Genomic DNA, 12,484 nt, shown 5'->3' on the forward strand with positions numbered 1-12,484 from the left:
GGCCCCTCCTACGAGTAGATTGTGGACTCGCCGCGACCGAATTCGACTCCGCGTTCGGAACGCCAGGTTTTTGCGCGCCGACCGCACAGAACGGCTATAGTCGCGTAGACGCCACGACTCGCGACCGGCACCGATCGTCGGTTCGACGACGCGTCGCGCGAGTACTCCACCGATGTTGACCACGAGCACCGTCGCCCGCGCCGGACTCGACGCGATCGCCCTGAAACCCGCCGAGTGTGACGTCTCGAACGCAACCGACCTCCCCGTCGAGACGATCGCGATCGACTACGAGGGCCGCGACCATCTCCCGGCTCACGAAACCCTGTCGACGCTCTCGAGCGGCGCGGACGTCCTGGTCACGACGCCCGTCCGCGCTGACGGCTTCGATCCGCTGGGCGACGACTCGCTGGTCACCGATCTCCCCGACGCGGTCGGGCGCGTTCTCGTCGCGGGTCACCCCGCCTACCTCACCGACGAGGAACGGGACCGGGCCGTCGCGCCCCGCCTCGGTGCCGCCCTCGAGACCGCTCCCGACGCCTGGGTCGGCACCGAGAGCGTCGAACGGATCGCGATGGCGACCGGTGCGACCCAGTACGACCTGCTCTCGCGGACGACCCACCGAGAGCTCCAGGCACTGCGATCGGCCGGGTTCGACGGCGAGATCGCTATCTACGCGCCGACGGTCCTGACCGACGACGAGGATCGCATCCTCGAGGCCGTCGGGGAGTACGTCTCCCGCCGACGGCCGGTCGCGCGGGCGCTGCCGGACGACGCCGCGACCGACACGAACGCGACCGGACGCAGCCGAGAGATCCTGCTCGAGGCGGCGACGGACTACGCGCTCGCCGGCACTCCGGACGACGTACGCGCACAGACCGACGCGCTCCGCGAGGCCGGCGCGACCACGGTCGTCGGCTATCCCGCGCAGGGGCTCGAGCCGTTTCTCGCCTAATCGGCTACGCTCTTCGTGAGACTGCTCGAGTGAACGTCGTTGTGACCGGAACGAGTGTTCTGCAGTTGCTGGCGGCACGGATTTCCACGTCCTCCCCAGCCGATTCGTTCCCTCACTCCGTTCGGTCACTCATCCAATGGAAGACGCTTTGCGTCTTCCAGGCCGTCCCTCGCTGCGCTCGCGACGACCTCGCACGGTTTTGAGCGGCGTCGAACCGATTGTGAGACGCCGCTTAGCGCGCGCCACGGCACGTGGATCGACCGGTCCGATTTCGACGCGGCCCCGAAGGTCACCGCTTCGAATGACCGACACTATAAGTGACGCGGATGCGCAGGACAGCGCATGTCGCTACTCGCCGAACACACCACCACGACCGCCGCCGACGCCCTCGAGCGGGCCGAGGTCGCGGTTCTCCCGACGGGGAGTACCGAACAGCACGGCCCGGCGCTGGCGCTCGGAATGGATCACCTGGCCGCCGAGGCGTTCGCTCGACCGGCGGCCGATCGCGACGATGCAGTCGTCCTGCCGACGATACCCGTCGGCGTCAGCGTCCATCACCGCCAGTTCGACGGCACGCTGTACGTGACCGAAGAGACGTTCGAACGTTACGTCGAAGAGACGATCTCGAGTCTCGCCGAGCACGGCGTCCGAAAGGCCGTCGTCGTCAACGGCCACGGCGGGAACACGGACGCGCTCCGACGGGCCGCACGAACCCTGTGCGAGGACCGAACGGCCTTCGCGCCGCCGTGGAACTGGTGGGACAGCGTGGAAGACGTCGCCGACGACCTGTTCGACGAAGAAGGTGGCCACGCCGACGCGATGGAGTCGAGCCTGCTCTGGCACCTCCGTGAGGACCTCGTCGATCCGGACGCGCTCGAGGAAGCGGAGGCCGGCGCGAGCGAGGCGTGGGGCGAGTCCGTCCACGGCGCCGCACTCGGCTTCGACACGATCGATTTCTCCGAGAGCGGGGCGGTCGGTCGGCCGACGCAGGCCGACCCCGAGAGGGGAGCGCGGGTGTTCGACGCCGGACGCGACCAGTTGCACGCGCTGCTCGACTGGCTCGTCGACCGACCGCTCGCGGACTGCTGGGCGCGTGATCACAAATGAGCGGGAACGGAGACGACCCCGAACTCGCCGTCGGCGCGGACGCCTTTACTCAGTCGGGTACCGGCCTCGAGATCGCCGTCGTCGGCGCGGGGGCCGTCGGCGCGACGACGGCCTACGATCTCGCGTGCGAGGGTGCGGACGTGACGCTGTACGAGAAGGGACGGATCGCGAGCGGCTCGAGCGGCCGCGCGGCGGGCGTCTGTTACAGCGCGTTCGCCGATCCGATCGATAGCGAGATCGGCAGCGACGCGATCGAACGGTTCCGCGACTTCTCGGGCGACGACACCTTCCCGTTCGTCGAGTGCCCGTACGTCTGGCTCGCCCGCGACGAAGACTCGGAGCGGGCCGACGCGATCCGCGAGCAGGTCCGGCGGATGCAGGAGAACGGCATCGTCGCGCTCGAGGCCGACGGCGACGCGCTCGCGGACCGCTTCCCGACGCTACGGACGGACGACGTGGCCGTCGCGGGAATCGCCGGCGCGGCGGGCTACACCGATCCCGCGACGTACACCGCCTGTCTCGCCGCTGCCGCGAACGGGGCCGGCGCGACCCTCGAGCCCGATACGCCGGTGCAGGTTCGGACCGATCCCCCGCGGGTTATCCTCGAGGACGACACCGAACGCGAGGTCGACGCGGTGGTCGTGACCGCCGGCGCCCACACGAAACGGCTCCTCGCGGACGCCGGCGTCTCGATCGCGATGAAACCCTATCGCGTGCAGGCGCTCGTCGCGAGCGCCGACCTCGAGGAACCGATGTGTTACGACGCGACGGACTCGTTCTACCTGCGACCGCATCCCGAGGGCCTTCTCGCGGGGAACGGGACGGAACACGTCGAGGCCGATCCCGACGACTACGAGCGCGACGCTGATCCCGACTTCGCGGACGACCTGCTCGCACGCGTCTCACACCGACTCCCCGACGCGGACCTCGAACTCGAGCGCGCGTGGGCCGGCCTCTGTACGGCGACGCCGGATCGGGACCCGCTGGTCGGGGAGCTACGGGACGGGCTGTACGTCGCGACCGGGTTCCAGGGCCACGGCTTCATGCGCGCGCCGGCGATCGGTCAGCGACTGGCAGAACAGGTGCTCGGCGACGACGGAATCGACGCGTTCGATCCAACCCGGTTCGACGGCGACGAGTCGTTCGAGATCGTCGACGGGATGTCGATCGAGTCCGAGCAGTAATCCGAATGGAAAAGCGGGGTCGGCGACGGTGAGTCAGTCGTCGACGGCGATCTCGTCCGCTTCCGGGGCGGACGCGGCCTCGGAATCGGCGTCGTTCACCGACCCGTCGCCGTCGATCGAGGAGTCCTTCGGAATGTCGATGCGCAGCGTGCCGGTTTCGGTCAGCGTCGCCTCTCCCGCGTCGGGATCGACGACCGCGTCGTTCGGCAGTTCGGCCTCGCCGTTGAGTTCCATCCCGCGGCCGGGAAAGCGCATCTCGTAGCCGTCGCGGAACTGGCGGAATCGCTCGATCCGAATCTTGACGTTTCCTTCCAGATAGCGGACCTGTACGTCGTCGGGTTCGGCACCCGGGGCGTCGAAGACGACCTGATAGCTCGTCTCGTTCTCGAGGACGTCGACGGGCAGCGAGCGGTGTTTCTGGACGCGGCTGTTCGCGCGGCCGACCTGTCGGTAGAGGGCGTTACCGATCGACTTGCGGAGGTCGCTGGGGCTCACGGGGAGTCACCTCTGGACGCGACGTTCGAGGCCGCAGTGGGGACCGGGAGGTGGGTCGAGGACATGACTTACCATCGGCTACACTAGCCCCATTCATATCTCTTTTGATAGAACAAAATAAACGTCTGACGAGTTCCGCGTTCACGAAACCGGGACGGGGCCGTGAAGCTATAGCTCGACCCGCTCGAGACAGTCGCTTCCCCCACAAACCGGACACGAGAGGTCGGTCACCTCGAGGTCCTCGGGCTTGTCGTAGGTGTAGTGGTTCTCGAACAGGTCGAGAAAGCAGTCCTCCGCGGTACAGACGAGTTCCTCCGTCGGTGGCATGTAAGGTAGTACCGTCACGAGGACCATCAACGTCGGGGTATCGGCACCTCGAGTCGGCGCGTTCGGTAGTGCTGTCATTTCGTAGCGATTGCGCCGACTGTGACTGCAGCAAGAGGCGTGATGATTCGTGTACGCTGCTCACGCTGGCGGCGGTGATTTCCACGTCCTCCCCAGCCGATTCACTCATGGTTCGAGAGACCTTCGGTCTCTCGTCATCAAGCGAAACCGAAGGTTTCGCGGACCTCGCGAATCTTTGATTCGCTCAGTCACGAAAGACGCTTTGCGTCTTTCGAACGACTCCGTCTGCTCACGGGCGCGAAGCGCCCGTTCACGGGTCACTTCGTTCCCCGTTCACCTCGCGGTTCTCGCTCACGACGTTCGCTCCGAACCGCTCATCGTTCGCATGGTATGCGGGACCGTTGGTCCCGCACTACTCGCATGGTCTGCGAGACCTGCGGTCTCGCACTATTCGCACGGTCCGCGGGACCAAGATCCCGCGCTACTCGCGACGACCTCGCACGGAGTTGACTCGCAGTTCGCCAGTGGCTCACTGCGAGACAGCGCGCGCCACCGCAACGTGGCTCGACCGGACCGACGTGGTACGTAGATCACCGCTACCAACCGCGGATTCCACGAGTAGTTCGGTCCCTGACGTGTCTGGAAGCCGGTTCGATCGAAACTCGCGCGAACAGTACCCGATCCCTGCCTTCGTTTCGCCGTTTCGGTGCTCGAGACGTGAACGAGGCCCGACGGTATCTCGTGTGTCGGCCGCCCGACCGAACCACCGCCGGGTGGGACTGAAAGGGGCTGCCGGTCCGCCGCGGAGCGGCGCGACCGGCAGGGGCTTTCAGGTAGTCACGGTTTTACCGCTCGAGGCGCTACCCGACGATATGACTGACCCCGAGACGCTGTCGGTGACGATCGTCGACGGCTACGTCGACGAACCCGCCCACTTCGGGGTGCCGCCGTACATTTCGACGTATCCGCGATACGCGGCCGGAGCGCTGATCGATGCGGGGGTGCCGCGCGAGCAGATTACGTACCACACGATCGATCGGCTTCGCGACGAGCCGGATTACTGGCGCGACGTCGACGAGGCCGACCTGCTGCTCTACCTCGGCGGCATGACCGTCCCCGGAAAGTACGTCGGCGGCACGCCCGCCGAACCGGACGAAGTGCGAAAGATGGCCTGGACGGCCAACGGGACGAGCCTGATGGGCGGTCCCGTCAAGTTCGGCGTCGGCGACGAGAACGCCGGCGCGACCGAGACCGAACGTCAGGATCTGGACTTCGATTTCGTCGCCAAAGGCGACGTCGAGGCCGCCGTCTACGACCTCGTCGAGAGCGGCCTCGAGGGGTTCAACAACCGGATGCGCGACGTCGACGAGGTGTCGCGGTGGGCCCAGGAGGGCGCCTTCATCGTCGAGCAACACCCGAACCACCCGGACCACCTCATCTGCGAACTCGAGACCTCCCGCGGCTGCGCCTACCGCTGTTCGTTCTGTACGGAACCGCTCTACGGGAATCCCACGTTCCGGTCGCCGCCGTCGGTCGTCGGCGAGGTCGACGCCCTCTCGGACTACGGCGTCCAGCACTTCCGAATCGGGCGGCAGGCGGATATCCTCGCCTACGGCGGCGATGGCGAGGCGCCGAATCCGGACGCGCTGCGACAGCTCTACAGCGGCATTCGGGAGGTCGCCCCGGACCTCGAGACGCTCCACCTCGACAATATGAACCCGATCACGATCGTCGAGTGGCCCGAGCAGAGCCGCGAGGGGATCCGGATCATCGCCGAACACAACACGCCCGGCGACACGGCCGCCTTCGGCCTCGAGTCGGCCGATCCGCTCGTTCAGGAGGAGAACAACCTGAACGTCACCGCCGAGGAGTGCTTCGAGGCGGTCAAAATCGTGAACGAGGAGGCCGGCTGGCGACCCGGGGAAGATCCCGAAGACGCCCCGACGTTCGGCGACGACGCTCCGCGACGGCTCCCCAAACTCCTGCCCGGGATCAACCTCCTGCACGGCCTCAAGGGCGAGCGCGAGGAGACCTACGAGCGCAACCGCGAGTTCCTCCAGCGGGTCTACGACGAGGGCTACATGCTCCGGCGGATCAACATCCGGCAGGTGATGGCTTTCGACGGCACCGACATGAGCGAGACGGGGGCCGAGATCGCGAACGAGCACAAAACGCTCTTCAAACGGTACAAACAGCGGGTTCGCGAGGAGATCGACCGGCCGATGCTCGAGCGCGTCGCCCCGCCCGGAACCGTCCTCCCGGACATCCACCTCGAGTACCACCAGGACGGGAAGACCTTCGGTCGCCAGCTGGGGACCTACCCGTTGCTCGTCGGCATCCCGGGCGAGCGGGAACTCGAGCGGACGATCGACGTCGCCGTCGTCGATCACGGCTATCGCTCCGTCACCGGCGTCCCCTATCCGCTCGATCTCAACGACGCGTCGATGGACGAACTCACCGCCGTCCCCGGTATCGGCGACCGCACCGCGGGCGACATCGTCGTCAACCGCCCCTACGACACCGTCGCGGACGCCGACCTCGAGACCCAGTTCGACCTCTCGCAGTTCATGACGACGCGAGCGCTCGAACGCGTGCAGTGATCGACGCCTCGAACAGCCACGATCGTCTCTCTAGAGCCGTTTCCGTCCGTTCCCGCCTCGGTTGGTAGGTGCTCCCATCCGACACCCGGAGTTTCTTTCAACTGTTCAGACTGCCGATCTGTCGGTAGTTCTATTACGAATGAGAATCAGAGGTGAAATCGAGGGTCTACTGTGGAAATATCTGAAAAACTCCTGTGTCTGTTCAGTGCGGACGTTTCGGCAGAGGAGGATCGTTACGTCATCGAGGTACCACGTCAAGAGGTCGAAACCGGCGACATCGACCCGGAGGAAATTTACCGCGTCGCACTTATCTCCCGGGAGGAGTCGACAGAGACCGAGGAGACGACGGCACAGCCACAGACGGCACCGTCGGAACCACAGCCACCGGTCGACGTCGGCGAAACGCGCTACGTCGAGATCGAAGATATCGGCAAACAGGGAGACGGCATCGCCCGCGTCGAGCGCGGCTACGTCATCATCGTCCCCGGTGCCGACGTCGGCGAACGCGTCAAGGTCGAAGTCACCGAGGTCAAATCGAACTTCGCCGTCGGCGAGATCATCGAAGAGACCTTTTAGCGGCAGTCGCCCGGGTCTCGAGCGGCTACGGGCCGCATCGATCCCGACTCGCGTTCGAGCGCTGCCAGACGAAACCGCGATCCCGCTCGAGTGGGGCGTCAGCGGGCGTACTCGTCGACACCGAGCTCGGCCGCGACGAGACCGGCCTGTCCGCGCCGCAATAGATCGGATACGGTCGACACCGCGTATCCGAGTTCGGTCGCAATCTCCTCGAGCGTGGCGGTCCGCGGAATGTCGTAATAGCCGAGCTCCCAGGCGGTCCGGATCGCCCGTCGCTGTTTCGCCGTCAGTCGCGACTGCGAGATCCGCGGCACCGAGCCGACGGAGACGACGTCGACCGTCAACTCGTCGGGAATCTCCTCGCGGAACTGCCGGAATTCGCGGGACGTGACGACGAGTGTGACGATCATTCGCCGGTCCGGGAGGTATTCGATCGGTGGAATCACCGCGAGCGTGTCGCGCTGAAACGCGGTCGCGAGGTCCCGGTTGTACGCGTCGAGTTCGTTTCGGAGATACGAGTAGCAGCCGTCGGTCCCGTCCGAATACACCTCGTACTCGTCGACGTCGAGTTCCGTCCGAAGCGCCGACTCGTACGCGTCCGGGTCGCCTTCGACGTAGTTGATCGTCGTCTCGACCCCGTCGGCGGTCGTCACGTAGAGTATCAGTTCGCGCGTCAGTTCCCGCTCGGAACAGACCAGCGAGTGGATCGGATGTATCGTCGTTTCCGTGTGCGTGATCGCGATTCGTATCGCCCGCATCTCTCGGTCTGTTCTTCACTTCCGGTCGCGCACTTATAAAACTGCGAAGCGTTTCGTACGAACAGTTTGGCCAGCAGGGATCCGTGTTTCGACACCATGCGTCTCTCTGACGAGCCGGACGAGGATCAGGCAGTTCCTCCCGATGAATTTCTCGAGCTACTGGGCGATCGATACGCTCGCCGAATACTACAGCTGCTCTGCGACGAGCCGATGGCCGCACGAGGGATCGCCGACGCCGCGGAGATCTCGGAGCCGACCGCGTACCGCCGCCTCGACCAGCTCGAGGCGGCCGGGCTCGTCGAATCGGAGCTACTGCTCGATTCCGACGGAAACCACTACAGGCAGTTCCGCACGATCCTCGAGCGAGTGACGGTCCGGTTCGGTGAGGACGGTCCGACGATATCCGCTCGCACCGACCGACTGGAGTCCGATCACGAACGCGCCCGGCGGAACGGACCGCTCGACGCGACCGTTACCGATCGGTGAGGTCGTCCGCTCTCGACGGACTGCACGACTGCGAGAGCGGAGCCGAGTCCCTACTCCGGAATCGTCTCCCGAAACGTCTCCGGATCGTCGTGGAAACAGTCGCCGACGACGATGGCGTCCGCGCCGGCCTCGAGGATCTCCGTCGCCTTCTCCCGACTGTCGATGCCGCCGCCGTAGAGCAGCGTCGTCTCCTCGAGATACCGCGCTGCGGCCTCGACGTCCTCGGGACCGCCGTAAGTGCCGGAGTACTCGACGTAGAAGATCGGAAAGCCGTAGAACGTCTCCGTCGCGAGCGCGGCGCCGGCGACCTGGTCGGACGTGTAGGTGGTGTCGACCCCCGAGGTGACCGCCGCCGTGGACTCGAGGTGCTGGACGACGTAGCCCTCGCCGATCAGGGACGCCGTGAGATCGGCGATGGCGTCGACGCCCTTCGAGGCGATGAGATCACCGACGATCGGTAGTCCGGCCCCCAGAAGGTCCTCGGGTGCGCGTCCGACCTCGGTGAAGAGATCGACGTGCTTGCCGACGAAGTGGTCTCGATCGCCGTTGTAGACCGCCGGCACGGCGACGAAATCTGCGGCCTCGATCGTCTCTCGAGAGACGTGGTCGGAACTGTACGGCTCCTGAAAGACGGGTATCGACGGGTAGGTCTCCGCGATCGCTCGAATCGCCTCGAGCGTGTTGGCTTCCGTGACGTCGTCGGAGCCGCCGACGATCACTAGATCCGTCCCCTCGAGAGCGCTGATATCGGCCGGCAACGGCTTCGCCGGATCGACTTTCGTGATGTGGGAGATCCCGTCCCAGTCGAGAGTCATGCCGGCACCTTCGAAGAACGGTCTCAATTCCCTGTCGATTTTGCGGTCGACGGGGATCGACCCCTGCTCGCTGGCACCTTATTCCTCGAGCGGCGTGCCGTCCACCCGCTTCGCTCCCTCGGAGTCGTGGACGACGACCTCGTCGACGTCCGGAGCGGCGGGCTCGTAGCTGTCCCGAACGGCGATAGCTTCCTCGAGTTCTCGTACGGCGCGCTCTTTCAGCGCGCGAGCGAGGTCCTCGGCGTCCTCGCGGGAGATGTCTCGCCCGAGTCCCTCGCACTCGTGCGCGCGGACGAAGCCTTCCTCGTCGCCGGTACCACCGGCTTCCCGTTGCGCTTCCAGCGCAACGCTGTCGACGGCTTCGCCCATCGGCTGGCTGGTTCCAGAGAGGGCGACGCTGAACGGGTACGTCTGGCAGATCAGCGGTCGATCGTCGTGAGCAGCGCAGGCGCCAGTCCCATCCTCTCCCTCCTCGTAGAAGGTGCAGTCGCCGCAGTCGTCCGTCTGGAGCGCCCACTCGAAGGTCTCGCCCGCGAGATCGCCGTCGTCGTCCTCCGTGAGGCCGTACGGCATCGGCCGGGCGACGTCGCGCCAGTCGTACCCCCCGTCGTAGGCGTCGCTCTCCTCGAGGTCGCGGACCTCGTCCGGAAACACGGTCGCGGTGTGTTCGTCCTCGCCGTGGCCCTTACAGCAGGCCCCACAGCGGGTACACTCGAAGCCGATCGACTCGATGGCGTCCGCGAGGTCGTCGATGATGAGGGTGCGGGCCTCCTCGAGTTCGGCTTCGAGCGATTGCACACCGGATACTACCGGCGAAGGCGGAAAAGTCAGTCGCTCTGCGAGGGCGGAACAGTCAGTTACTCCGCGAGACCGGCGTCGCCCGTTCGCCGTTCCACGCGAGTCGCCCCTCGACGTCGAGCTTCTCGAGGTGGGCCGCGACCGTCGCCCGCGCGAGATCGCGGACGCCGGAGAGATCCTTCTCGTAGGCCGCGTCGAGGACCGCCTCGAGCGTGTGCGCCCCGCTCTCGACGGCCTCGAGGATCTTCCGTTCCCGGCGCTTTCGGTGGGTGAGCAGGCGCTCGAGGGTCTCTCGGGGGGCGTCGATCTCTGGACCGTGGCCGGGATGGAGCGCCGGCGGATCGATCGCCCGGAGGCGCCGCAGGGTCGTCACGTAGGCGCGCATGTCGCCCTCGGGCGCCCCGACGACGACGCTGCCCTCGCGGACGGCACAGTCGCCGCACAGGATCGGCCCGTCGCGGCCGGCCTCGAGTGCGACGTGGTCGGGCGCGTGGCCGGGCGCGTCGAGGACGCGAACTCGCTCCGCTCCGAGCGAAATCGTCGTTCCCGGCGTGAACGTTCGATCGGGGTCGAGACCGGTCGCCTCGCGGAAGCGGTCGACGCGGCCGTACCGCGCCCAGACGGTCGCGTCCGTTTCGGCGGCGTACGCGTCGACGGCGCCGACGTGATCGGGATGAGTGTGCGTGACGAGCACGTGTTCGACCCCGCGGTCACGGACCGCGCGGTCGAGTTCGTCGGTTCGCGCCGCGGGGTCAACGAGCATCGCGGACTCGTCGCCGAGCAGGTAAGCGTTGGTCGCCCCGCCCGGCGCGCGCGTCGCGACCGGAATCGCCAGTTGAGTGAGATGCATATCTCGAGCGTTGCAGCGGGCGAAAAAGTGTGTGTCGACAGGTCGCCCGAATTGATGCCGGCGGGCCACCCCCATCCGTACCCCCGTACAGATGTGGACCGGGTGCCGGGCGGTCAGCGTTTGAGGAAGTAGACCTGTTTGCGCGCGTCGCGGAAGCTGTATCGGGAGCCGACGAGGCCGACATCCTCGAGACGATTGAGCGCGTAGCGGACGGTTCGGTCGGGCAGAAGCGACTCTTCGGCGAGCTGACCCTGCGAGAGCGGCGAGTCGGTCTCGAGCACTTTCGCGACCAGTTTCGCGCTCGGCGGGAGGTCACGGAGGCGGTCGCGGTATTCGTCCTCTGAGAGGGTATCTTCGGCGGCACCGGCACGGTCCTCGGCTGTACTCATGCTCATACCTACCACAGCGGAATCGGTGTTGGTAAAGCTTCCCTATATGTAGATACGAATAGTCCAGTTTGTATAAGGAGTATGAATGAGGTATTAACACAGAACTCGGAACCGGGCCACGTCGCTCGATTGTAGTTATATACCCCCGCTCTCGAGCGACGGACTCGCACCGACCGAGTGTTCGACGATCACGGGTTCCGGAATTCCGGATTACACGGACCGAAACCAGCGAATTTCCCGAACCGCGGCGATCGATCCGGTTCGTCGTCCGTGCGTCCGCTCGCCGATAGACTCCAGTATCGTTTTATCCTCCGGCTACTGTAGTTGCGTCCAGTGTGAAAGGACAGGAGTGGTACCAGGCCGACGACGTCGCCGAGGAGTACGACGACAAGCGGTTCTCCCAAGGCGGACAGCTGATCGACCGCCGGGAGAAAGAAGCCGTCCTCAAGGCTATCATGCCCGTCGAGGACCGAAACATCCTCGAGATCGCCTGTGGTACCGGGCGGTTCTCGGTGATGCTCGCCGAGCAAGGCGCCGACGTCGTTGGACTCGATATTTCGGCGGCAATGTTACAGCAGGGTCGCGAGAAGGCCCGGAACGTGGAACTCGAGGGGTCTCTCGAGTTCCTTCGGGGTGACGCGGGGCGGCTCCCGTTCCCGGACGATCACTTCGACACGGTCATCGCGATGCGGTTTTTCCACCTCGCGGACGATCCGAAGGCGTTCTTGGAGGAGATGCGTCGCGTGTCGCGCGAACAGATCGTCTTCGACACGTTCAATCGGTTCAGTTCGCGCAGCATCTACAACTGGGCGCTGCCGATGGGATCGCGACTCTACTCGAAGAGCGAAGTCGCCGTCCTCCTGGCCAAGACGAACCTGACGCTGGTCGACGTCGAGGACGACTTCATCGTCCCCTACGGGTTCTACCGGTCGATTCCGAACGGGCTCGCGTCACCGATCCGAACGCTCGACGAGGCCATCGGGAAGCTGCCGGTGTCCGACCACCTCGCGTCGGTTTCCTACTGGAACACGCAGGTACGCTGACGGAACCCACCACTCATCGACGCTGCTGTCCAGTACGGTACTCAGCCCGATAGGCTGTTCCCGCAGTGGGACGGGATCGAGACGAG

14 protein-coding genes are annotated in these 12,484 nt (G+C 65.8%); 7 read left to right on the forward strand and 7 right to left on the reverse strand.

All coding sequences use genetic code 11. The annotated features are described in order from the left end of the window. Positions 1-172 precede the first annotated feature (172 nt). The 3 genes from ACSFC7_RS11935 to ACSFC7_RS11945 all read left to right on the forward strand — a co-directional run bounded on the left by ACSFC7_RS11935 (position 173) and on the right by ACSFC7_RS11945 (position 3,243). The gene (locus tag ACSFC7_RS11935) at positions 173-952 is read left to right on the forward strand and encodes a DUF7388 family protein (protein ID WP_436342984.1); all 780 of its coding nucleotides are present in this window, start codon (positions 173-175) and stop codon (positions 950-952) included. A 342-nt stretch (positions 953-1,294) separates the two neighbouring features. Then, on the forward strand, positions 1,295-2,059 hold the full coding sequence (locus ACSFC7_RS11940) for a creatininase family protein (RefSeq protein WP_436342985.1): 765 nt from the start codon (positions 1,295-1,297) through the stop codon (positions 2,057-2,059). After that, on the forward strand, positions 2,056-3,243 hold the full coding sequence (locus ACSFC7_RS11945) for an NAD(P)/FAD-dependent oxidoreductase (RefSeq protein WP_436342986.1): 1,188 nt from the start codon (positions 2,056-2,058) through the stop codon (positions 3,241-3,243). The genes ACSFC7_RS11940 and ACSFC7_RS11945 overlap by 4 nt, the downstream gene beginning before the upstream one ends. A 33-nt stretch (positions 3,244-3,276) precedes the next feature. Here ACSFC7_RS11945 and ACSFC7_RS11950 read toward each other — a convergent pair whose 3' ends face one another. Beyond that, the gene (locus tag ACSFC7_RS11950; protein ID WP_436342987.1) at positions 3,277-3,738 is read right to left on the reverse strand and encodes an Hsp20/alpha crystallin family protein; all 462 of its coding nucleotides are present in this window, start codon (positions 3,736-3,738) and stop codon (positions 3,277-3,279) included. A gap of 168 nt (positions 3,739-3,906) precedes the next feature. Beyond that, on the reverse strand, positions 3,907-4,065 hold the full coding sequence (locus ACSFC7_RS11955; protein ID WP_436342988.1) for a DUF7559 family protein: 159 nt from the start codon (positions 4,063-4,065) through the stop codon (positions 3,907-3,909). Positions 4,066-4,955: 890 nt separating this feature from the next. Between ACSFC7_RS11955 and ACSFC7_RS11960 the strand changes: the two genes are divergently transcribed. Beyond that, positions 4,956-6,683, forward strand: coding sequence for a radical SAM protein (locus ACSFC7_RS11960; protein WP_436342989.1), 1,728 nt, complete (start codon positions 4,956-4,958; stop codon positions 6,681-6,683). A 171-nt stretch (positions 6,684-6,854) separates the two neighbouring features. Next, on the forward strand, positions 6,855-7,259 hold the full coding sequence (locus ACSFC7_RS11965; RefSeq protein ID WP_436342990.1) for a TRAM domain-containing protein: 405 nt from the start codon (positions 6,855-6,857) through the stop codon (positions 7,257-7,259). 98 nt (positions 7,260-7,357) lie between these two features. Here ACSFC7_RS11965 and ACSFC7_RS11970 read toward each other — a convergent pair whose 3' ends face one another. Then, on the reverse strand, positions 7,358-8,017 hold the full coding sequence (locus ACSFC7_RS11970; RefSeq protein ID WP_436342991.1) for a helix-turn-helix domain-containing protein: 660 nt from the start codon (positions 8,015-8,017) through the stop codon (positions 7,358-7,360). A 96-nt stretch (positions 8,018-8,113) separates the two neighbouring features. Between ACSFC7_RS11970 and ACSFC7_RS11975 the strand changes: the two genes are divergently transcribed. Beyond that, positions 8,114-8,503: an ArsR/SmtB family transcription factor gene (locus tag ACSFC7_RS11975; RefSeq protein ID WP_436342992.1), complete on the forward strand. Its 390-nt coding sequence runs from the start codon at positions 8,114-8,116 to the stop codon at positions 8,501-8,503. A gap of 50 nt (positions 8,504-8,553) precedes the next feature. Here the strand turns inward: ACSFC7_RS11975 and ACSFC7_RS11980 are convergent, their stop codons facing one another. The 4 genes from ACSFC7_RS11980 to ACSFC7_RS11995 all read right to left on the reverse strand — a co-directional run bounded on the left by ACSFC7_RS11980 (position 8,554) and on the right by ACSFC7_RS11995 (position 11,361). Further along, entirely contained in the window at positions 8,554-9,318 is a 765-nt protein-coding gene (locus ACSFC7_RS11980; RefSeq protein ID WP_436342993.1) for a heptaprenylglyceryl phosphate synthase, read from the reverse strand. Between the two features lie 78 nt (positions 9,319-9,396). Further along, positions 9,397-10,116: a YkgJ family cysteine cluster protein gene (locus ACSFC7_RS11985; RefSeq protein ID WP_436342994.1), complete on the reverse strand. Its 720-nt coding sequence runs from the start codon at positions 10,114-10,116 to the stop codon at positions 9,397-9,399. Positions 10,117-10,171: 55 nt separating this feature from the next. Continuing rightward, positions 10,172-10,966 (reverse strand): MBL fold metallo-hydrolase, encoded by a 795-nt coding sequence (locus ACSFC7_RS11990; RefSeq protein ID WP_436342995.1) that lies wholly within the window; start codon positions 10,964-10,966, stop codon positions 10,172-10,174. Between the two features lie 113 nt (positions 10,967-11,079). Beyond that, positions 11,080-11,361 (reverse strand): MarR family transcriptional regulator, encoded by a 282-nt coding sequence (locus tag ACSFC7_RS11995; RefSeq protein WP_436342996.1) that lies wholly within the window; start codon positions 11,359-11,361, stop codon positions 11,080-11,082. A gap of 329 nt (positions 11,362-11,690) precedes the next feature. Here ACSFC7_RS11995 and ACSFC7_RS12000 point away from each other — a divergent pair, with 329 nt between their 5' ends. Continuing rightward, positions 11,691-12,398 (forward strand): class I SAM-dependent methyltransferase, encoded by a 708-nt coding sequence (locus tag ACSFC7_RS12000; protein WP_436342997.1) that lies wholly within the window; start codon positions 11,691-11,693, stop codon positions 12,396-12,398. Positions 12,399-12,484 lie beyond the last annotated feature (86 nt).

The organism is Natronorubrum halobium (genome assembly GCF_051351675.1).
In the GTDB taxonomy this organism is placed as follows: domain Archaea; phylum Halobacteriota; class Halobacteria; order Halobacteriales; family Natrialbaceae; genus Natronorubrum.

What these genes read in the sequence shown, in the direction of transcription:
- ACSFC7_RS11935 (WP_436342984.1), top strand. Translation starts at nt 173, where the DNA reads ATGTTGACCACGAGCACCGTCGCCCGCGCCGGACTCGACGCGATCGCC.
- ACSFC7_RS11940 (WP_436342985.1), top strand. Translation starts at nt 1,295, where the DNA reads ATGTCGCTACTCGCCGAACACACCACCACGACCGCCGCCGACGCCCTC.
- ACSFC7_RS11945 (WP_436342986.1), top strand. Translation starts at nt 2,056, where the DNA reads ATGAGCGGGAACGGAGACGACCCCGAACTCGCCGTCGGCGCGGACGCC.
- ACSFC7_RS11955 (WP_436342988.1), bottom strand. Translation starts at nt 4,065, where the DNA reads ATGCCACCGACGGAGGAACTCGTCTGTACCGCGGAGGACTGCTTTCTC.
- ACSFC7_RS11960 (WP_436342989.1), top strand. Translation starts at nt 4,956, where the DNA reads ATGACTGACCCCGAGACGCTGTCGGTGACGATCGTCGACGGCTACGTC.
- ACSFC7_RS11970 (WP_436342991.1), bottom strand. Translation starts at nt 8,017, where the DNA reads ATGCGGGCGATACGAATCGCGATCACGCACACGGAAACGACGATACAT.
- ACSFC7_RS11975 (WP_436342992.1), top strand. Translation starts at nt 8,114, where the DNA reads ATGCGTCTCTCTGACGAGCCGGACGAGGATCAGGCAGTTCCTCCCGAT.
- ACSFC7_RS11980 (WP_436342993.1), bottom strand. Translation starts at nt 9,318, where the DNA reads ATGACTCTCGACTGGGACGGGATCTCCCACATCACGAAAGTCGATCCG.
- ACSFC7_RS11990 (WP_436342995.1), bottom strand. Translation starts at nt 10,966, where the DNA reads ATGCATCTCACTCAACTGGCGATTCCGGTCGCGACGCGCGCGCCGGGC.
- ACSFC7_RS11995 (WP_436342996.1), bottom strand. Translation starts at nt 11,361, where the DNA reads ATGAGCATGAGTACAGCCGAGGACCGTGCCGGTGCCGCCGAAGATACC.